The sequence below is a fragment of the Amycolatopsis regifaucium genome (assembly GCF_001613935.1).
Taxonomy (GTDB): Bacteria; Actinomycetota; Actinomycetes; order Mycobacteriales; family Pseudonocardiaceae; genus Amycolatopsis; species Amycolatopsis regifaucium.
In genome coordinates, this window is the sequence record NZ_LQCI01000034.1 from 733,197 (window position 1) to 752,803 (window position 19,607).

General features: G+C 67.6%; 17 protein-coding genes. 13 read left to right on the forward strand and 4 right to left on the reverse strand.

The window, feature by feature from the left end:
- Positions 1-2: 2 nt before the first annotated feature.
- From AVL48_RS27380 to AVL48_RS27440, 13 genes are all read left to right on the forward strand, one after another.
- The gene (locus AVL48_RS27380; RefSeq protein WP_061980581.1) at positions 3-770 is read left to right on the forward strand and encodes an NADH-quinone oxidoreductase subunit C; all 768 of its coding nucleotides are present in this window, start codon (positions 3-5) and stop codon (positions 768-770) included.
- Positions 767-2,146 (forward strand): NADH-quinone oxidoreductase subunit D, encoded by a 1,380-nt coding sequence (locus AVL48_RS27385; RefSeq protein WP_061980074.1) that lies wholly within the window; start codon positions 767-769, stop codon positions 2,144-2,146. The genes AVL48_RS27380 and AVL48_RS27385 overlap by 4 nt, the downstream gene beginning before the upstream one ends.
- Complete coding sequence (gene nuoE, locus AVL48_RS27390) at positions 2,143-3,015, forward strand: NADH-quinone oxidoreductase subunit NuoE (RefSeq protein WP_061980072.1); 873 nt, start codon at positions 2,143-2,145, stop codon at positions 3,013-3,015. The genes AVL48_RS27385 and nuoE overlap by 4 nt, the downstream gene beginning before the upstream one ends.
- Positions 3,015-4,295, forward strand: a complete 1,281-nt coding sequence (gene nuoF, locus AVL48_RS27395; protein WP_061980070.1) for an NADH-quinone oxidoreductase subunit NuoF — start codon at positions 3,015-3,017, stop codon at positions 4,293-4,295. Before nuoE ends, nuoF begins: the two co-directional genes overlap by 1 nt.
- Positions 4,292-6,778 (forward strand): NADH-quinone oxidoreductase subunit G, encoded by a 2,487-nt coding sequence (locus AVL48_RS27400; protein WP_061980068.1) that lies wholly within the window; start codon positions 4,292-4,294, stop codon positions 6,776-6,778. Before nuoF ends, AVL48_RS27400 begins: the two co-directional genes overlap by 4 nt.
- Positions 6,775-8,112, forward strand: a complete 1,338-nt coding sequence (gene nuoH, locus AVL48_RS27405) for an NADH-quinone oxidoreductase subunit NuoH (protein WP_061980066.1) — start codon at positions 6,775-6,777, stop codon at positions 8,110-8,112. Before AVL48_RS27400 ends, nuoH begins: the two co-directional genes overlap by 4 nt.
- On the forward strand, positions 8,099-8,647 hold the full coding sequence (gene nuoI, locus AVL48_RS27410; RefSeq protein WP_061980064.1) for an NADH-quinone oxidoreductase subunit NuoI: 549 nt from the start codon (positions 8,099-8,101) through the stop codon (positions 8,645-8,647). The genes nuoH and nuoI overlap by 14 nt, the downstream gene beginning before the upstream one ends.
- Positions 8,644-9,489 (forward strand): NADH-quinone oxidoreductase subunit J, encoded by an 846-nt coding sequence (locus AVL48_RS27415; protein ID WP_061980062.1) that lies wholly within the window; start codon positions 8,644-8,646, stop codon positions 9,487-9,489. The genes nuoI and AVL48_RS27415 overlap by 4 nt, the downstream gene beginning before the upstream one ends.
- On the forward strand, positions 9,486-9,785 hold the full coding sequence (nuoK, locus tag AVL48_RS27420) for an NADH-quinone oxidoreductase subunit NuoK (RefSeq protein WP_061980060.1): 300 nt from the start codon (positions 9,486-9,488) through the stop codon (positions 9,783-9,785). Before AVL48_RS27415 ends, nuoK begins: the two co-directional genes overlap by 4 nt.
- Positions 9,786-9,797: 12 nt before the next feature.
- On the forward strand, positions 9,798-11,696 hold the full coding sequence (gene nuoL / locus AVL48_RS27425) for an NADH-quinone oxidoreductase subunit L (RefSeq protein WP_061980058.1): 1,899 nt from the start codon (positions 9,798-9,800) through the stop codon (positions 11,694-11,696).
- Positions 11,693-13,243 carry an NADH-quinone oxidoreductase subunit M gene (locus AVL48_RS27430; protein WP_061980056.1) on the forward strand — a complete coding sequence of 517 codons (1,551 nt, stop codon included), beginning with the start codon at positions 11,693-11,695 and terminating at the stop codon, positions 13,241-13,243. Before nuoL ends, AVL48_RS27430 begins: the two co-directional genes overlap by 4 nt.
- Positions 13,244-13,245: 2 nt before the next feature.
- Positions 13,246-14,811, forward strand: a complete 1,566-nt coding sequence (gene nuoN / locus AVL48_RS27435; RefSeq protein WP_061980054.1) for an NADH-quinone oxidoreductase subunit NuoN — start codon at positions 13,246-13,248, stop codon at positions 14,809-14,811.
- 476 nt (positions 14,812-15,287) lie between these two features.
- On the forward strand, positions 15,288-16,046 hold the full coding sequence (locus AVL48_RS27440; protein WP_244162531.1) for a Scr1 family TA system antitoxin-like transcriptional regulator: 759 nt from the start codon (positions 15,288-15,290) through the stop codon (positions 16,044-16,046).
- Here AVL48_RS27440 and AVL48_RS27445 read toward each other — a convergent pair.
- The 4 genes from AVL48_RS27445 to AVL48_RS27460 are packed head-to-tail and all read right to left on the reverse strand — an operon-like array spanning position 16,043 to position 19,196.
- Positions 16,043-16,798 (reverse strand): ESX secretion-associated protein EspG, encoded by a 756-nt coding sequence (locus AVL48_RS27445; protein ID WP_061980052.1) that lies wholly within the window; start codon positions 16,796-16,798, stop codon positions 16,043-16,045. The genes AVL48_RS27440 and AVL48_RS27445 overlap by 4 nt on opposite strands.
- 27 nt (positions 16,799-16,825) lie before the next feature.
- The gene (locus AVL48_RS40615) at positions 16,826-18,145 is read right to left on the reverse strand and encodes a PPE domain-containing protein (RefSeq protein WP_061980051.1); all 1,320 of its coding nucleotides are present in this window, start codon (positions 18,143-18,145) and stop codon (positions 16,826-16,828) included.
- A complete protein-coding gene (locus AVL48_RS27455) occupies positions 18,145-18,774 on the reverse strand; it encodes a DUF3558 domain-containing protein (protein ID WP_063816492.1) in 630 nt (209 codons plus the stop codon). The genes AVL48_RS40615 and AVL48_RS27455 overlap by 1 nt, the downstream gene beginning before the upstream one ends.
- A complete protein-coding gene (locus tag AVL48_RS27460) occupies positions 18,774-19,196 on the reverse strand; it encodes a hypothetical protein (RefSeq protein WP_143104638.1) in 423 nt (140 codons plus the stop codon). The genes AVL48_RS27455 and AVL48_RS27460 overlap by 1 nt, the downstream gene beginning before the upstream one ends.
- Positions 19,197-19,607: the final 411 nt, after the last annotated feature.

Consider the following 19,607-nt stretch of genomic DNA (forward strand, 5'->3'; position numbering starts at 1 on the left):
ACGTGCCTGAAGACAACACCCCCGAAGAGACCCCGGAGACCGGTGGCGAGCAGTCCAGCGCCGACCGGCCCGAAGGCGGTCTCGAACCGCAAGGCGCCCGCCCGGCCGAACCGGTCGTCACCGGTAAAGAGCGCCAGGGCATGTTCGGCGTGCGCGGCACCGGCGACACCTCCGGCTACGGCGGCGTCCGCCTCCCCGCGTACAGCCCGCCCCCGGCGGAGCGCCCGTACGGCGGCTGGTTCGACGAGTTCGCCGACGAGTTCTACGCGGCCTTGGCGGACAACAAGATTCCGGCGAACGCGATCCTGCAGACCACGGTCGACCGCGGTGAAATCACCTTCTACGTCGCCCGCGAGCATCTCGTCGAGATCGCCGAGGTCCTGCGCGACGACACCGGTCTCCGCTTCGAACTGCTCAGCTCCGTCTCCGGCGTGGACTACGGCGTCGACGTCCCGCAGCGGCTGCACTCGGTCTACCACTTCACGTCGATGACCTACCGCCGCCGCATCCGGCTCGAAGTCACCCTCGACATCGAAGACCCGCATGTCCCGTCGCTGGTCGGGGTCTACCCGACCGCCGACTGGCAGGAGCGGGAAGCCTGGGACATGTTCGGCATCGTCTACGACGGCCACCCGGCGCTGACCCGCATCCTCATGCCGGACGACTGGGACGGCCACCCCCAGCGCAAGGACTACCCGCTCGGCGGGATCCCCGTCGAATACAAGGGCGCGGAGATCCCGCCGCCGGATCAGCGGAGGTCGTACTCGTGAGCACCGAAAACCTCTCCGACGTCACGACGGGCACCGCCACGGGACCCCAGGGCTCCGACAGCACGGACGACGTCGACTACGCCGACTCCCGCGAGACCACCGAAGGCCGCGTCTACACCGTCTCCGGCGGTGACTGGGAAGACCTCATCGAGGACTCCCGCCACGACGAGCGCATGGTCATCAACATGGGCCCGCAGCACCCGTCGACGCACGGTGTGCTCCGGCTCGTGCTGGAGATGGAGGGCGAGACCGTCACGCAGCTCCGCTCGGTCATCGGTTACCTGCACACCGGGATCGAAAAAAACTGCGAGTACCGCACGTGGACCCAGGGCGTCACCTTCGTGACGCGCATGGACTACCTCGCGCCGCTGTTCACCGAAATGACCTACTGCCTCACCGTCGAGCGCCTTCTGGGCATCCAGGCCCCGCGCCGCGCCGAACTGCTGCGCGTGATGCTGATGGAGATCAACCGCATCGGCTCGCACCTGGTCTACATCGCCACCGGCGGGATGGAACTCGGCGCCACCACCGCGATGACGCTCGGGTTCCGTGAGCGCGAAGAGGTCCTGCACCTGCTGGAGCACCTCACCGGGCTTCGGATGAACCACGCGTTCATCCGCCCCGGCGGCCTCGCTCAGGACATGCCCGCCGACTACCAAGAAGTTGTCAGCGCGTTCGTCAAGACGATGGACGAGCGGCTTCCCTTGTACGACAAGCTCTTCACCGGTCAGCCGATCTGGCGCAACCGGCTCAAGGGCGTCGGCTACCTGCCGGTGGACGCCTGCCTCGCGCTGGGCGTCACCGGGCCGGTGCTGCGCAGCGCCGGTCTCCCGTGGGACCTGCGCAAGACCGAGCCTTACTCTCGCTACGACGAGTTCGAGTTCGACATCCCGACCTCGACCGACGCCGACTGCTGGGCGCGCTACCTGATCCGCGTCGAGGAGATGCACCAGAGCCTGCGGATCATCAAGCAGTGCCTCAAGAAGCTCGAGCCGGGCCCGGTCATGGTCGAGGACAAGAAGGTCGCCTGGCCGGCGCAACTCTCGATCGGCAGCGACGGCATGGGCAACTCGCTCGAGCACGTCCGCAAGATCATGGGCCAGTCGATGGAATCGCTGATCCACCACTTCAAGCTGGTCACCGAAGGCTTCAAGGTTCCGGCGGGTCAGGCGTACGTGCCGGTCGAGTCGCCGCGCGGTGAACTCGGCGCGCATCTGGTGTCCGACGGCGGCACCAGGCCGCTGCGGGTCCACGTGCGCGAACCGAGTTTCGTGAACCTGCAGTCGATGCCCGCGATGGCCGAAGGCGGCCTGGTGGCGGACGTCATCGCCGCCATCGCCTCGATCGACCCCGTCATGGGGGGAGTGGACCGTTGAGCACCCAGCCCGGAACGACACCGACGCCCGAGCCCGGCACCAGCCTGGCCGAGCAGACCCACATCGCCGCCGGCGGTGACGTCGACGTGATCGCGATCGCGCCGGATTCCGCCCAGGCGGAAGGGATCCTGGAGAACACGAAGCTCGAAGACATCTTCGACGCCGACACCTACGCCAAGGCGCGGAACCTGATCTCGCGGTACCCGCAGTCGCGGTCGGCCCTGCTGCCGCTGCTGCACCTGGTGCAGTCGGTGCAGGGTTACGTGAGCCAGGAGGGCATCGCCTTCTGCGCCTCGCAGCTCGACCTGTCCGACGCCGAGGTCAGCGCGGTCGCGACGTTCTACACCATGTACAAGCGCCGCCCGTGCGGCGAGCACTTGGTCAGTGTGTGCACGAACACGCTCTGCGCGGCCTTGGGCGGCGACGCGATCTACAAGAGGCTCCAGACGCACCTCGGCTCCGAGGAAAAGCCGTTGGGGCACAACGAGACCGCGGGGACGCCGAACGAACCGGGCTCGATCACGCTCGAGCACGCCGAATGTCTCGCGGCCTGTGACCTCGCCCCGGTCATCCAGGTCAACTACGAGTACTTCGACAACCAGACCGAGGACAAGGCCGTCGCGCTGGTCGACGCGTTGCAGGCGGGCAAGAAGCCCGCTCCGACGCGCGGCGCACCGCTGACGAACTTCAAGGGCGCCGAACTGCAGCTGGCCGGGTTCTTCCCGGAGGACGCGCAGCAGTACCGCACGGACGTCGACGGTCCTTCGCAGGCCGTCGAAACCCTGCGTGGCGCGCAGGTCGCGCAGGACCGCGGCTGGACCGCGCCCGCGATGAAGGACGTTCCGCTCCCCGAAGTGGAGAAGAAGTAATGGCCGATCCCATCACTCCGGTCCTCACGAAGCGCTGGCTTTCGCCCAACTCCTGGACGATCCAGTCCTACGAAGCACTCGAGGGCTACACCGCGATCCGCAAGGCCCTCAAGGGCACGCCCGAGCAGCTCGTCCAGCTGGTCAAGGACTCCGGTCTGCGCGGCCGGGGCGGCGCGGGCTTCCCGGCCGGCATCAAGTGGTCCTTCATGCCGCCGAACGAGGACAAGCCGCACTACCTCGTCATCAACGCCGACGAGGGCGAGCCGGGTACCTGCAAGGACATCCCGCTGATGATGGCGGATCCGCACTCGCTGATCGAGGGCTGCATCATCGCCTCGTACGCGATGCGTTCACACCACTGCTTCATCTACGTCCGCGGTGAGGCGCTGCACTGCATCCGCCGTCTCAACGCGGCCGTGCGCGAGGCGTACGAAGCGGGCTACCTCGGCAAGAACATCCTCGACTCCGGATTCGACCTCGACATCACCGTGCACGCGGGCGCCGGGGCGTACATCTGCGGCGAGGAGACGGCGCTGCTGGACTCGCTGGAAGGCCGTCGCGGTCAGCCGCGGCTCAAGCCGCCGTTCCCGGCGGCCGCGGGTCTCTACGCCGCGCCGACCACGGTCAACAACGTCGAGACCATCGCCAGCGCGCCGTACATCGTCAACGGCGGCTCCGACTGGTTCCGCCAGATGGGCCGCGAGAAGTCGCCCGGCCCGAAGATCTACTCGATCTCCGGCCACGTCGAGAAGCCCGGCCAGTACGAATGCCCGCTCGGCACCACGCTGCGCGAACTGCTCGACATGGCCGGCGGCATGAAGGACGGCATCCCGCTGAAGTTCTGGACGCCGGGTGGTTCGTCCACGCCGATGTTCACCGCGGAGCATCTCGATGTTCCGCTGGACTTCGAAGGCGCGGCGGAAGCCGGGTCGATGCTGGGCACGACGGCCGTGCAGGTCTTCAACGAGACCGTTTCCGTGCCGTGGGCCGTGATGAAGTGGACGCAGTTCTACGAACACGAGTCCTGCGGCAAGTGCACGCCGTGCCGTGAGGGCACCTACTGGCTCGCGCAGATCCTGGAGCGCATGGTCGAGGGCAAGGGCACCGAGGAGGACATCGACACCCTGCTCGACGTCTGCGACAACATCCTCGGCCGCTCGTTCTGCGCCCTCGGTGACGGCGCGGTCTCGCCGATCCAGAGCGGGATCAAGTACTTCCGCGAGGAATTCCTCGCACTGTGTCAGGCAAACAAGCGCGAATTGGTGGGGGCGCAGGCATGACGATCGCACCCGACAAGCCCGGGACCGAGGTCGAAGAGACCCCGGTTCCCGAGGGCCACGTCAAGCTGGTCATCGACGGTGAAACGGTCATCGCGCCCAAGGGCGAGCTGCTGATCCGCACCGCCGAACGGCTCGGCACGGTCATCCCGCGCTTCTGCGACCACCCGCTGCTCGACCCGGCGGGCGCCTGCCGCCAGTGCCTGGTCGAGGTCGAAATGGGTGGCCGTCCGATGCCGAAGCCGCAGGCCTCGTGCACGATGACGGTCGCCGACGGCATGGTCGTGAAGACCCAGCTGACCTCGGCCGTCGCGGACAAGGCCCAGCAGGGTGTGATGGAGCTGCTGCTCATCAACCACCCGCTGGACTGCCCGGTCTGCGACAAGGGCGGCGAATGCCCGCTGCAGAACCAGGCGCTCGCGCACGGCCGCGCGGACTCCCGCTTCGTCGACACGAAGCGGACGTTCCCGAAGCCGCTGCCGATCTCCTCCCAGGTGCTGCTGGACCGCGAACGGTGCGTGCTCTGCCAGCGCTGCACCCGGTTCTCCCGCGAGATCGCCGGTGACCCGTTCATCGAGCTGCTCGAACGCGGCGCGCACCAGCAGATCGGCACCGCCGAGACCGCGGACGTGCTGGACCTCGCTTCCCGGACGACGTCGGGGCAGCCGTTCCAGTCCTACTTCTCCGGCAACGTCATCCAGATCTGCCCGGTCGGCGCGCTGACCTCGGCCGCGTACCGGTTCCGGTCGCGGCCGTTCGACCTGGTGTCCGCGCCGAGCGTGTGCGAGCACTGTTCGTCCGGCTGCGCCGAGCGGACCGACTTCCGCCGTGGCAAGGTCATGCGGAAGCTCGCGGGCGACGACCCCGAGGTCAACGAAGAGTGGATCTGCGACAAGGGCCGCTTCGCGTTCCGTTACGCCACGGCCGAGGACCGCATCCGCCGTCCGCTGGTCCGCAACGCCGACGGCGTGCTGGAAGAAGCCTCCTGGACCGACGCGCTGCGCGCGGCCGCGACGGGGCTGGCCAAGGCGCGTGACGGCAAGGGCGCCGCGGTGCTGACCGGTGGCCGCCTGACCGTCGAGGACGCCTACGCGTACTCGAAGTTCGCGCGGATCGCCTTGGGCACCAACGACATCGACTTCCGGGCGCGCCCGCACTCGGCCGAGGAACTGAACTTCCTCGCCGCCCACGTGGTCGGGACGACGCCGGAAAGCGGCGTCACGTTCGGCGAGATCGAGCGGGCGCGCACGGTACTGTGCGTCGCCTTCGAGCCCGAGGACGAGGCGCCGATCGTGTTCCTGCGGCTGCGCAAGGCGGCCCGCAAGAACCGCACGCGCGTTGTCCACTTGGGACAGTGGACCACTTCGTCGGTCCGCAAGACCTTCGGTGAGCTGCTGGCCTGCGCGCCGGGTGCCGAGGCCGCCGCGATCGACGGCATCGCGCAGCACGCGCAGGACGTCGACCAGGCGCTCATCGCCGAAGGCTCGGTGATCCTGGTCGGCGAGCGTGCCGCCGAGGTCCCCGGCCTGTTCTCGGCCCTGCACCGGCTGGTGGAGCGCACCGGCGCCCGGCTCGCGTGGATCCCGCGTCGTGCGGGTGAGCGCGGTGCCCTGGCGGCGGGCGCGGCGCCGACGTTGCTGCCCGGTGGCCGTCCGGTCACCGATGCCTCGGCTCGCGCCGAGGTCGAAAAGGCTTGGGGCGTCACGCTTCCCGCCACGGAGGGCCGCGACACCACCGCCATCCTCAAGGCGGCCGCCGAGAACGGCCTCGACGGCCTGCTGGTCGGCGGCGTCGAGCCGGACGACCTGCCGGACCCCGGCCTGGCGTTGCGGGCACTCGTGAACGCGAAGTTCGTGGTGAGCCTGGAACTGCGGCACAGCGCGGTCACCGAGCACGCGGACGTCGTCCTCCCGATCGCCCCCTCGGTCGAGAAGGCGGGCAGCTACCTGAACTGGGAAGGCCGCCGCCGCGAGTTCGCGATCACCCTCGAAGGCACCGGCGCCCTGCCGGACTGCCGGGTGCTCGACACCCTCGCCGTCGAGATGGACGCCGACCTGTTCACCCAGACCCCGGCCGCCGCTGCCGCCGATCTGGCGAAGCTCCCCGCGCGTGAGATGAAGGACGCTTTCATTGCAGATTTCGCAATGAAGGACGCTTTCATCGCACGTCCGGAGCCCGCCAACGGCCAGGTCCTCCTCGCCACCTGGCGCCAGCTGATCGACAACGGTTCGCTGCAGGACGACGAGCCGCACCTCAAGGGCACGCAGCGCGAGGTCGTCGCCAAGCTGTCGGCGAAGACCGCCGAAGGTCTGGGCAAGACCGTGAAGGTCTCCACCGAACGCGGCTCCATCACGCTGCCGATCGAGGTCGCTGACCTGCCGGACGGCGTCGTGTGGCTCCCGGGCAACTCCGACGGCTCGGCCGTCCGCGCCTCCCTGGGCGCGGGGCACGGCTCCACCGTCAACCTCACCGGAGGTGAGAAGTGACTCCGTTGTTCAGCCAGATGCCGGACGCCGCCGAGCGGGCGGCGCTGCTGGCCGACGACCCGTTGTGGCTGGTCCTGCTCAAGACGGTCGTCATCCTGCTGATCGGCCCGATCCTGACGATCTTCCTGATCGTCTGGGAGCGCAAGGCCGTCGGCCGGATGCAGAACCGTCCCGGCCCGAACCGCGTCGGTCCCGGCGGCTACCTGCAGTCCCTCGCGGACGCGATCAAGCTGCCGTTCAAGGAACAGATCATCCCGGACACCGCCGACCGCAAGGTGTACTTCCTCGCGCCGGTGATCTCCGCGGTGCCGGCGCTGATCGCGCTGGCCGCGATTCCGTTCGGCCCGGTGGTCTCGATCTTCGGCGAGCGGACGGTGCTCCAGCTGGTCGACCTGCCGGTCGGCGTGCTGGTGATCCTGGCCTGCTCCTCGATCGGCGTGTACGGCCTCGTGCTGGCCGGCTGGTCGTCCGGTTCCCCGTACCCGCTCCTCGGTGGCCTGCGAAGCGCGGCTCAGGTGATCTCCTACGAGATCGCGATGGGTCTGTCCATTGTGGGCGTCATCCTCTACGCGGGTTCGATGTCGACGTCGGCGATCGTCGAGTCGCAGCAGAGTGGCTGGTACTTCTACCTGCTCCTGCCGAGTTTCGTGATCTACCTGATCTCCATGGTCGGTGAGACCAACCGCGCGCCGTTCGACCTCCCCGAGGCCGAATCCGAGCTGGTCGGCGGTTTCCACACCGAGTACAGCTCGATGAAGTTCGCGATGTTCTTCCTCGCCGAGTACGTCAACATGGTGATCGTTTCGGCGTTCGCGACGACGTTGTTCCTCGGTGGCTGGAAGTTCCCGTTCGTCGGCGCCGACCACGCCCTCAACCAGGGCTGGCTCCCGCTGATCTGGTTCTCCACCAAGCTGTTCATGCTGCTGTTCGGCTTCATCTGGCTGCGCGGCACGCTGCCCCGGCTGCGGTACGACCAGTTCATGCGGCTGGGCTGGAAGGTCCTGGTGCCGGTCAACCTGGTCTGGATCGTCGTGATCGTCACGGTCCGCGCGATCAAGAACTCGGGTGGGCTGAGCACCCCGCAGATCCTCATCGGCGGCGGCGCGCTCATTCTCGTCGTCGTCATCCTGAGCCTGCTGCTGCCGGACAAGAAGGTCCCGGACGACGACTACGTCCCGGTGACCGGTGGCGGGTTCCCGGTACCGCCGCTCGACCTGCAGGTTCCGGAGAAGACTCCGCGTCAGAAGGCCATCGCGAAGGCCGAAGCCCGGGCGGCCAAGCGCAAGCCCGCGGCGGTTTCCAGTGGAAGGGAGGCCGGCGATGGGGATGTTTGATCCCATCAAGGGTTTCGGTGTCACCTTCGGGATGATGTTCAAGAAGGTCGCCACCGAGGAGTACCCGGAGGCGGGCGCCCCCGCCGCCCCGCGCTACCACGGCAGGCATCAGCTCAACCGGCATCCGGACGGACTGGAGAAATGCGTCGGCTGCGAGCTGTGCGCGTGGGCCTGTCCGGCGGACGCGATCTTCGTCGAAGGCGGCGACAACACCGAAGAGGCGCGTTTCTCGCCCGGTGAGCGGTACGGCGCCGACTACCAGATCAACTACCTGCGCTGCATCGGCTGCGGGTTGTGCGTCGAGGCCTGCCCGACCCGGTCGCTGACGATGATCAACTTCTACGAGCTGGCCGACGACGACCGGCAGCGGCTGATCTACACCAAGGAAGACCTCCTCGCGCCGCTGCTGCCCGGCATGGAGCAGCCGCCGCACCCGATGCGGCTGGGCGACAACGAGCAGGACTACTACGTCAACGGTCCCGAGCTCGCGCGCAAGCAGCCCAGCGGAGCCACCGAAGCGGAGGCCGTCCAGTGATCACGGCTTTCCTCGCCCAGACGGACGTTTCAGCCGGGATCACCACCGGCGAGACCATCGCGTTCTGGGTGCTCGGTCCGCTCGCGCTGCTCGGCGGGCTGGGCATGATCTTCTCCCGCAACGCCGTGCACTCGGCGCTGTGGCTGGTCCTCACGATGCTGTGCCTCGGCGCGCTGTACATGATCCAGCAGGCGCCGTTCCTCGGCTTCACGCAGATCATCGTCTACACCGGCGCGATCATGATGCTGTTCCTGTTCGTGCTGATGCTGGTCGGCCGGGAGAGTTCGGACTCGGTCGTCGAAGTACTGCGCGGGCAGCGGGTCATGGCGACCCTGCTCGGCATCGGGGTCGGCGGGCTGCTCGCGGCGGGTCTCGCCCGTTCGCTGGCCAACGTCACCCCGGCGATGCCGCTGAACCCGGCGAACCTCGACGGCGGTGGCCCCGGCGGGCTGGGGCGGCTCATCTTCACCAAGTACCTGTTCCCGTTCGAGCTCACGTCGGCGCTGCTGATCACCGCCGCGCTCGGCGCGATGGTGCTCGCCTTCACCGACCGGCACGCCAAGGGCGGCAAGAAGTCGCAGAAGGAACTCGTCATCGACCGGTTCACCGGCAAGCACGACCGGCCTTCACCGCTGCCCGGCCCGGGTGTCTTCGCCACCGCCAACTCGATCGCCACCCCGGCGCTGCTGCCGGACGGCTCGATCGCGCCGGAGTCGCTCTCGGACATCATCGAGTCGACTTCGGCCTCGCGGCTGGAAGACGAACGCAAGCAGGTCGCCGGAACCGACGAAGGCCCGGACGCCCACGCGCTCGTAGGGAAATCTGAAGGGGAGAAGGAATGACCCCGACGTACTACCTGCTCCTGTCCGCGCTGCTGTTCACCATCGGCGCGGTCGGGGTGCTGGTGCGCCGCAACGCGATCGTCGTCTTCATGTGCATCGAGCTGATGCTGAACGCGGCGAACCTGTCCCTGGTCACGTTCGCCCGGATCAACGGGTCGCTCGACGGACAGGTGATGGCGTTCTTCGTGATGGTCGTCGCCGCCGCCGAGGTCGTGGTGGGGCTGGCGATCATCATGGCGATCTTCCGCACCCGGCGCTCGGCCTCGGTCGACGACACCAACCTGCTGAAGTACTAAGGGAGCACGGAGTTGACCGCATCATCGTGGCTGCTGGTGGCCTTCCCTGCCCTCGGCGCCCTTATTCTCCTGCTGGCCGGTAAACGGGCCAGGGGCTGGGGACACCTCCTCGGCAGTGCGACCGTCTCACTGTCCTTTGTGTACGGCCTGATCCTCTTCTTCACGGCCGACACGAAGAACGTCGCGGACGTCAAGCTGTACTCGTGGATCCCGGTTTCGGCGCTGCAGGTCGACTTCGGGCTCCGGATCGACGCGCTTTCGCTGACGTTCGTGCTGCTGATCACCGGCGTCGGCATGCTGATCCACTTCTACTCGATCGGCTACATGGCCGAGGACCGCGACCGGTCGCGGTTCTTCGCCTACCTCAACCTGTTCGTCGCCTCGATGCTGATCCTGGTGCTGGGCAACAGCTTCGTGACGCTGTACCTCGGCTGGGAGGGCGTGGGTCTCGCGTCGTACCTGCTCATCGGCTGGTACCAGGACCGCCCGTCCGCGGCCACCGCGGCGAAGAAGGCGTTCCTGATGAACCGCGTCGGTGACGTCGGGCTCGCGCTGGCGATCTTCCTGATGTTCAAGTACGTCGGGAGTACCGGTTACGCCGAGGTCTTCGGCGCGATCGACAAGATCCCGGCCGGCGCGATCACCGCGATCGCGATCCTGCTCCTGCTGGGCGCCTGCGGTAAGTCCGGTCAGTTCCCGCTGCAGGCCTGGCTTCCGGACGCGATGGAGGGCCCGACCCCGGTCTCGGCCCTCATCCACGCGGCGACGATGGTCACCGCCGGCGTCTACCTGGTCGCCCGCGCGCACGAGATCTTCAACGCCACCCCGGACGGCAGGCTGATCGTCACCCTCGTCGGTACGGTCACGCTGTTGATCGGGTGCATCATCGGTTGCGCCTACGACGACATCAAGAAGGTCCTGGCGTACTCCACGGTCAGCCAGATCGGCTACATGATGCTCGCCGTCGGCCTCGGGCCGATCGCCTACGCGCTCGGCATCATGCACCTGGTGGCGCACGGTTTCTTCAAGGCCGGGCTGTTCCTCGGGGCCGGTTCGGTCATGCACGCCATGAACGACGAGGTCGACATGCGGAAGTACGGCGGGCTGCGCAAGCACCTGCCGGTCACCTTCTGGACCTTCGCGCTCGGCTACCTCGCCCTGATCGGCATCCCGCCGCTGTCCGGCTTCTTCACCAAGGACGCGATCATCGAAGCGGCGCTGTCCCAGGGCGGCTGGCGCGGCTGGGTGATGGGCGGCGCGGCACTGCTCGGCGCCGGGCTCACCGCGTTCTACATGACGCGCCTGATGGTGATGACCTTCTTCGGCAAGGAACGCTGGAAGGAGATCAAGTCCAGCGACGGCCGCGACTTCCACCCGCACGAATCACCCGCGGTGATGAAGTGGCCGATGATCATCCTCGCCGTCGGTTCGGTCGGCGCCGGTGCGTTCTTCGCGCTCGGCGACCGGTTCGCCGAATGGCTCGCCCCGGTGGTCGGCCCGCTCGAAGAGGGTGGCCACAGCGTCATCCCGCACGCGCTGGTCCCCGTCCTCACCGTGGCGCTCTCCGTACTCGGCGCGGTGGCCGCCTGGCTCTTCGTCGGCCGCAAGGACGTTCCGGTGGAACGGCCCGAGCGGGTCTCCGCCGTGGTCAAAGCCGCGCGCAACGACCTCTACGGCAACACCTTGAACGAGACGCTGGTCGCCCGTCCGGGTACCTGGCTCGCCCGCGCGCTGGTCTACGTGGACAACCGCGGGGTCGACGGCGCGGTCAACGGCCTCGCCGCCGCACTCGGCGGCGGATCCGGGCGCCTGCGCCGCCTGCAGACCGGCTTCGTCCGCTCGTACGCACTGTCCATGCTGGGCGGCACATTCCTGCTTCTGGCGGCACTCCTGCTGGTGAGGTTCTCATGACCTGGCTACTCGCAACCATCCTGCTGCCGCTGGTCGGCGCCGCGGTCGTCGCGGGGATGAAGAAGAACGACAGGCTGGCGACGCTCACCGCGCTCGTGGTGTCGCTCCTGACGTTCCTGCTGGTGATCCCGATGTGGGCGAGCTACACGCCCTCGGGGGACCGGATCCAGCAGAAGTCCTCGATGGACTGGATCCCCAACTTCGGCATCCACATCTCGTTCGGCATCGACGGCATCGCGCTGGTGATGATCGCGGTCATCGGGCTCCTGGTGCCTATCGTGGTCGGCGCGCTCGGCCTGACCGACAAGCTCCCGGCCGGGCGCTCGGCGGGCGGATTCCTCTCGCTGATCCTGGTGCAGGAAGCGCTCACCATCGGCGTCTTCGCCGCGACCGACGTCTTCCTGTTCTACGTGCTGTTCGAGATCATGCTGATCCCGATGTACTTCCTCATCGGCGGCTACGGCGGCGCGAACCGGCAGTACGCGGCGGTCAAGTTCTTCCTCTACTCGTTCCTCGGCGGCCTGATCATGCTGGCCTCGGCCATCGGGGCGTACTCGATGGCGTCGGACGAACTCGGCAAGGGCACCTTCGACTGGGAAACCCTCGTCACCGTCGTCCGCGACGCCCCGACGGGCACCCAGATCTGGCTGTTCCTCGGGTTCTTCCTCGCCTTCGCGATCAAGGCCCCGTTGGTGCCGTTCCACACCTGGCTGCCGGACGCCGCGGGCCAGGCGCCCATCGGCGTCGCGGTGCTGCTGGTCGGTGTGCTGGACAAGGTCGGCACGTTCGGGTTCCTGCGCTACTGCCTCCCGATGTTCCCGGAGGCCAGCAAGGAACTCGCGCCGTGGGTGCTGGTGCTCGCCGTCGCGGGTGTCCTTTACGGCTCGATCCTCGCGGCGGGGCAGCGTGACATGAAGCGCTTCATCGCCTACGTGTCGATCGCCCACTTCGGCTTCATCGCGCTGGGCATCTTCACCTTCAACGAGCAGGCGATGGTCGGCTCGGTGTCGTACATGCTCAACCACAGCCTCGCCACCGGCATGCTGATCGTGGTGGTCGGCCTGATCGTGATGCGCGGCGGATCCACCAGGATCTCGGACTACGGCGGCATGGCGAAGGTGACCCCGCTGCTCGGCGGCATGCTGCTCATCGCCGGTCTGTCCACTTTGTCCCTGCCCGGCACCAACTCCTTCATCAGTGAGTTCCTGGTGCTGCTGGGGTCCTTTGTGGACTACCCGGTGTACACGATCATCGCGACGGTCGGCATGGTGCTGGCCGCGGCGTACGTGCTCTGGCTCTACCAGCGCGTCATGCAGGGCCCCGTCCGCGGTGACGCCCTGATCGGCGCCGGTGGCGGGCCCGGCACGGCGATCGCTCCCGAACTCGGGGCGACCAAGGTCATCAAAGACCTCGGCGGCAGGGAGATCGCGATCCTGGCGCCGATGGTCGTGCTGATCATCGCGCTCGGCTTCTATCCCAAGCCGGTGCTCGACACGATCACCCCGTCGGTGCAGGCGACGATGTCGTCCGTACAGGGAGGCAAGTAACAGTGCTCTTCTTGACTCAGGCGCCACTGGTGCAGGTGCCGTCGATCGACTACTTCGCCGTCACGCCGATCCTGATCATCCTCGGGGCCGCGTGTGTCAGCGTGCTGTTCGAAGCCTTCTTGCCCAAGCACATGCGGTGGCCGTCGCAGGTCTTCCTGTCCCTGCTCGGGATCGGGGCGGCCGGCGTCTTCCTTGCCTGGTACGCCAGCAGTTCCGCGCCGAAGGGCGGCATCACGACCTTCAGCGGCGCGATCGCCGTCGACCGGCCGTCGCTGTTCCTGTGGGGCACGCTGCTGGCGCTGGCGCTGGGCGCGGTACTGCTGATCGCCGACCGCTCGGTCGAACCGGGCGGCGCGTTCGTCGCGCAGGCGGGTATCCGCCCCGGCACGCTGCAGGACCGCGCGCAGGTCGGCACCACCGGGATGCAGACCGAGGTCTTCCCGCTGACGCTGTTCGCGCTCGGCGGCATGATGTCGTTCGTCGCGGCCAACGACCTGCTGACCATGTTCATCGCGCTCGAAGTGCTGAGCCTGCCGCTGTACCTGATGTGCGGTCTCGCGCGGCGGCGTCGTCTGCTCTCGCAGGAATCCGCGGTCAAGTACTTCCTGCTCGGCGCGTTCTCGTCGGCGTTCTTCCTCTACGGCCTCGCGCTGCTGTACGGCTACGCGAACTCCGTGAAGCTGTCGGACATCGCCAACGCCGCCGCCGGTTCGGACCGTTCGGACACGCTGCTGTTCGCCGGGCTCGGGTTGCTCGCGGTCGGCCTGCTGTTCAAGGGCTCGGTCGGTCCCTTCCACACCTGGACCCCGGACGTCTACCAGGGCGCGCCGACCCCGGTCACCGCGTTCATGGGTGCCTGCACCAAGGTCGCCGCGTTCGGCGGGATCCTGCGGGTGTTCCAGGTGGCGTTCGAGTCGACGAGCTGGGAATGGCGCGGCGTGCTCTGGGGCGTCGCGATCATCTCGATGCTGATCGGCGCGGTGCTGGGGCTCACGCAGACCGACGTGAAGCGCATGATCGCCTACTCGTCCATCGCGCACGCCGGGTTCCTGCTCGTGGGTGCGATCGCGATGACCGAGGAAGGCCTGTCGAGCACGCTGTTCTACCTGCTGGCCTACGGTTTCACCACGCTCGCCGCGTTCGGTGTCGTCTCGCTGGTGCGGGACTCGAACGGCGAGGCGACGCACCTGTCCGCGTGGGCGGGCTTGGCCAAGCGGTCACCGGTGCTGGCCGGGGTGTTCACGTTCCTGCTGCTCGCACTGGCCGGTATCCCGCTGACCAGTGGGTTCGTCGGCAAGTTCGTGGTGTTCTCGGCGGCACTGTCCGACGGCATGGCGCCGCTGGTCGTCGTCGCACTGGTCTTCAGCGCCGTCGCCGCGTTCTTCTACCTGCGGGTGATCGTGCTGATGTACTTCTCCGAACCGGCGCCCGACGGCCCGACCGTCACCGTGCCCGGTGCGTTCACCACCACCGCGATCACCATCGGCGTCATCGTCACGCTGGTGCTCGGCCTGATCCCGGCGTTCGCCCTCGACTGGGCGGGCTCCGGCGGTTTCGCCCTCAAGTAAGCCCTGTTCGCGCGAAATGCCCCCTCGCTGTCGTGAGGGGGCTTTTCGGTGTCAGGGCGACGTCAGGGGCGTGTCTCGATAGTCTCAGCAGCGCCTCGCTCACCGCCCCTTGGACCGGAATGGTGCCGGTCGACGACACCGCGCCGGCCGACACCGGCGGCTCCGGCATCCCGATCGTCTACCTCAACGGCCGAGCGGGCCCGCGGCAAGTCGCGGCGCGGTACTGGTCGACGGCGCGTTCCCGTACGACTGGCTTGACGACGCCATGGAGCAGCGGATCCGGAAGCTGTTAAGCGGTTGAACTGGTTCACCACCCGTGTCCGGGAGGTCGCCCGGATCGGGAGCTGACTTGCCGTGTCGCACAGGGCAGATTGCTCGCCGGAAGAAGGGGAGCGATGCCGAAGCAGAAACCGACGCCGCAGGAGCGTGCACTCGCCGAGGGACTTCGAGTCGCGCGGCGGTTCAGCAGACTGGCCATGACCGAGGTGGCCGACAAACTGGTCTGGTCGCAGTCGACGATCAGCCGTCTCGAAACCGGAATGCGCGCCGCGTCCACCGAAGAGGTGTCGGCACTGCTCGCGGTCTATCAGATCGTTGGTGAGCAACGGGAAGCGCTGATCGAGCTGGCTCGCGACGCCGACCGCCCCAGCTGGCTGGAAACTCGCGACGCCGAGGTGCCGTGGCAGGTGAAGACCCTTGCGCAGTACGAACTCGAAGCCACCAAGATCGTCGAATCCAGTACCGCGTCGCTTCCCGTGCTGCTGCAGACACCTTCGTACGCGAGGGCCGCGCTCTCCGCGGCCGACGTCTCCGCCGCGGCACTCGAAGCGCGGATGGACCTACGCCAGGACCGGCAGAAGGTGCTGGACCGGAAGAATCCGCCGAGGCTGGTCGCGTTCCTTGACGAGGGAGTTCTGCGACGGCAGATCGGCGGTGAACGGATCATGGCGAACCAGCTTCGGTACCTCCTCGCGCTGGCGCAGCGGCCGACTGTCGAGCTGCGCGTCTTCCCCTTCGACGTCGGCGGCCATCCCGGGATGTGCGGCGGCTACGCCCTGCTCGAATTTCCCGACGGCAGGCCGGTGGTGCGGCTGGAACACCTGCGTTCCGGGGTGTTCTTGCACCAGCCCGCCGACGTCCAGCCGTACGTGCGGGCGACCGTGCGCTCGACCGCGGTGGCGCTGGATCCGGCGCGGTCGGTGCACTTGATCGAGAGCCTGGTGCCGCCGGTTTAGTGGTCGAGGCTCGCCCGTAACGCGGCGACCTTCTGGGCCAGCAGCGTGGGTTCGCCGGGCAGGACGGTGATGTACCGGTTGCTGGACGAGCCGGTCACGTGCATGGCCACCCGCCCGGCGTCGATGTCCAGATATGTCAGACCGTCGGTGGCCTCGACGCGCTTGCCGCCATCGGGCCGCTTGGCCGCGGCGAAGAACCCGATACCGAAATACGGCTGTTCGAAAACCTCGTCCAACTGCCGAGCTTCACGGCTACGTGACTCGGCTTCGTCGTCGTAGAGGCCGCTTCCGGCACCTGGCTTGAAATCGTCCTGTGGCAAGGAGAACGGTGCGAACCGCGCGGGCGGATACTCGGGCAGGTTCAACACGAGCGCCGCCGCGCGGTCGTCGGTCCGCACACCCTTCAGCCAGACCCGGCTGTCCTGGCAGATCGCGGTCACCGCGGCACGGCCGCGTACGGCGACCAGGACGCTGTACTGCTCCGCTTCCGTCCGCACGGTCGCGTAGTACTCGGAATTCGGCCGGTCGAGGATGTGCAGGACGTCCTCGAAGTCGCTCGTCAATCGCTTGCCTTCGGTGAAACCGAGCCCGCCGAGCTCCTCGAACGCCGCCCGATCCTCGCTGTTCAGCGAAGACGGCGGGATGTACCGCAAGCCGCCCGCGAAGATCAGATGCGGATCTCCGCAGCCGGCGTGCCGGAACGCGGTCAGCAAGGTGTCGAGCGTGATTTCGACCGGGCGCGCGAGCACCACGTTTCTCCCTCCCCTGAGACTGTGGCGCTACTTCTTCTTCTCGCCGATCACCGGCGGCATCGGCTTCTCGATGTAGCCGCCGAAGGTCTCGTCCGGATCCGGGTTCTGGAGGTATGCCGGAGCCTTCTTCTCCTTGTTCTCCTCGCCCTTCCCGCGGGCCGCGCCGGGCGCCATCGGTATCCCGTTCGCCCCGCCACGACCGGCGACTCCCGGCGCTCCCGCCGTACCCCGGCCTCCCACGGGCTGACCCGGCGTCCCGGTGCCGCTTCGGCCACCCGGACCGGGTTGCCCGCCGCTACCCGGCGCGCCGGGCGCACTGCCGCCCCGGTACCCGCCTGGCGACCCGGGCCCACCCGGCGTTCGCCCGCCGGGCGACCCCGGCGTGCCACCGGTTCCCGGGCCGAACGAGGGGTAGCCGGGCGGGAAGGTGCCCGGCTGGTTGACCGTGTTGATCGGTTTGCCTGTCGGCCCGAAGTCGACGTTCGCCGCGGGCGGTACGACCGGGGTGACCTGAGGCGGCGTGTACGAGTTGGCGCGGGTGCCGTCGTCGGGCGGCGGCAGGTGCGTTCCGGGCTGGACCGGTTGCGAGCCACCCTGTCCGGGCTGCGGCCCGCTCACGGGACCGCCGCCCGTGCCAGGACCGCCCGTGCCTGGACCGCCTGTGCCGGGGCCGCCTGTGCCGGGGCCGCCCGGACCCGGCGTGCCGGTGCCCGGTCCGCCGGTCCCGCGATACGGCTCGCCGATGCCGGGGTCACGCCGGTCGGAGCCGTCACCGAAGCCCTTGACCGCCGGCTTGCCGGAACTGCCGTCGTCCATCGTGACGGCGCCACCCGGGTCGGTGAGCTGCGCGTACTGGGCGGGCAGCACGTCACCGTTGGAGGTGCTGGCCGAGTGATAGGTCGCGAACGTGTCGATGTTGTGCTGACTGTCAGCCTGGTAACCCTTGACCCGGTCGAAGTACCCGACAGGCTTACCCTGCATCAGATCGAGCGCGTCCTGAGCAGTGGGCTGAGGCTGCTCCGGCGGCACAGGCTTGACCGAGTTCTTCGCCGAGCCGAACGCGTCCATCTGCGCTGAGATGGCGCTCTGGGCGACCGCCAAATGCATCGCGTCGTCCATGGCGGCCTCGACGAGCGGCTTCGTCGCGTCCACCGCTGCGCTGCTGGCGGCGCCTTGCCATCCTGCGGCGGTCTTCTGGCTGAGCGCTGTGATCCGCTGCATGCGCTCTTGGTGCCGTTTGGCCAAGCCGAAGGCACTTTCTTGGGCTTTGGAAAGCGAGCCAGTGCCCTTACCGCCGGTGATCTGGGTATAGATTTCCGATGCTGTGAGCGGCTTTTCGTCGGCCATCAGTTCGCCCCTCTAACGGTAGCCAGGACCCTGATCGCCACCTCGCGCGCAGTGTCACAGGGGTCCTTCTTGCCGATATTGGCTTCGGACTGCTCCAACCCGATACTGATGACTTCACTGTTACTGGTTCCGACTGCCACCAGGCAATGGCCCTTGGTGGCGCGTTCGTCTTCCGCACCAAAGGCGACTAAGGGATAGTCGTCGACCGATGCGAGCGGTTCGACAAACTTGTATGCCTTTCCCTTGGCCTCGTATACAGCCGTCAACCCTCGGTTGGTCTGGCCGCCGAACACGACGTAGACCAGAGGCCGGGCGGCTGCTGGTGGGGACCAACCGCAGCCAGGTCCAGCATCTCCATTTGGTCGTGCCTTCGACTCCACCGTGGGCCCAACCAGCTCCTGGGCCTGTGCGTCAGTGAGGCCGCTGCATGGTGCCTGCTTGAACCGAGCGAGATCGATCGGGATGTCCACATTGGGGACCCCAGGCCCGGGTAGCTGAGCTCCAGTCTCCGGTGAGGTCGGACTGGGCGCGCTCTCCTTACCCGTGGGTGTGGCGGTGCCGTTGGTGGTGGGCGAACACGCCGAGAGCACGAGAGTGGTCACGAAGACGAGAAGCATTGATCGACGCATCAGACGATGCCCTTCGGCTGCTGGTTGATGTCTACGACGCTCTGCTCCTCCACGGTCGCGTACTTACCGAGCGCAGCTGCGTACTTTTTCGCCATGCTTTCGCAGTAGCTGGCACGTTGATCGAGGGTTGTCATGAGGGCGTTGCCGGACTCGCGTGTGATTTCGGCGTTGCCTCCGCTGGCGTACTCCATCCCGGGAGGTTGCGCTATAGCGATCAACTCGGCCTCGATGCGGTCCGTCAGGTACTCCTTGGCCAGGTCGGTCCACTCCTTCACCAGTTCGTGGAGCGTCGCCTCGTCGTACTTGAACCCCGCACCCTCCGCGACGGAGGCACCGTACGAGCCTCCTGAGGGACGAAGACCCATGGAGTCGTTCCAGCGCATCCCTGGGTCGTAGGTCGGCTGCCCCTCAGGCACGGCCATGCACCCCTGCCACCCCGAACCGATCCCCGCTGACTGGGCGAACCCGCCCCGAAGTCACCGTCGTCATATGCCCCTCCCGTGGCTACAAGGCGCTCCACCCCGATGCACCCTGCGTAATCCGACGCCGGGAAGATTACCAGGGTTCCCCGGCAGGCGAGGACCTCTACCTTAAGTTCCGTTCCTCGCTGAATAGCCATCGCGACCATGGTGACTATCCGTGAAAACCATTCGGGTGGACGTGCGCCAAAAGGAGGGGTTTTTCCTGGTGAGCGTGACCAGCGGCCCGCATACTCCGCGTGAATGAAGTTTCGAAGAGTGATTTTTGTTGCCCTGCTCATCGGGCTATTGGCAGCTTGTACGAATTTCGTGGTCATGGCACCACCTCAACCGCACTTTCCGAATGGCAGCCGA

Coding starts and splice junctions, on each gene's coding strand:
- AVL48_RS40615 (WP_061980051.1), bottom strand. CDS start 18,145: ATGGCCGACGAAAAGCCGCTCACAGCATCGGAAATCTATACCCAGATC.
- AVL48_RS27400 (WP_061980068.1), top strand. CDS start 4,292: ATGACGATCGCACCCGACAAGCCCGGGACCGAGGTCGAAGAGACCCCG.
- AVL48_RS27430 (WP_061980056.1), top strand. CDS start 11,693: ATGACCTGGCTACTCGCAACCATCCTGCTGCCGCTGGTCGGCGCCGCG.
- nuoF (WP_061980070.1), top strand. CDS start 3,015: ATGGCCGATCCCATCACTCCGGTCCTCACGAAGCGCTGGCTTTCGCCC.
- nuoK (WP_061980060.1), top strand. CDS start 9,486: ATGACCCCGACGTACTACCTGCTCCTGTCCGCGCTGCTGTTCACCATC.
- AVL48_RS27460 (WP_143104638.1), bottom strand. CDS start 19,196: ATGGCCGTGCCTGAGGGGCAGCCGACCTACGACCCAGGGATGCGCTGG.
- nuoI (WP_061980064.1), top strand. CDS start 8,099: ATGGGGATGTTTGATCCCATCAAGGGTTTCGGTGTCACCTTCGGGATG.
- AVL48_RS27455 (WP_063816492.1), bottom strand. CDS start 18,774: ATGCGTCGATCAATGCTTCTCGTCTTCGTGACCACTCTCGTGCTCTCG.
- AVL48_RS27440 (WP_244162531.1), top strand. CDS start 15,288: ATGACCGAGGTGGCCGACAAACTGGTCTGGTCGCAGTCGACGATCAGC.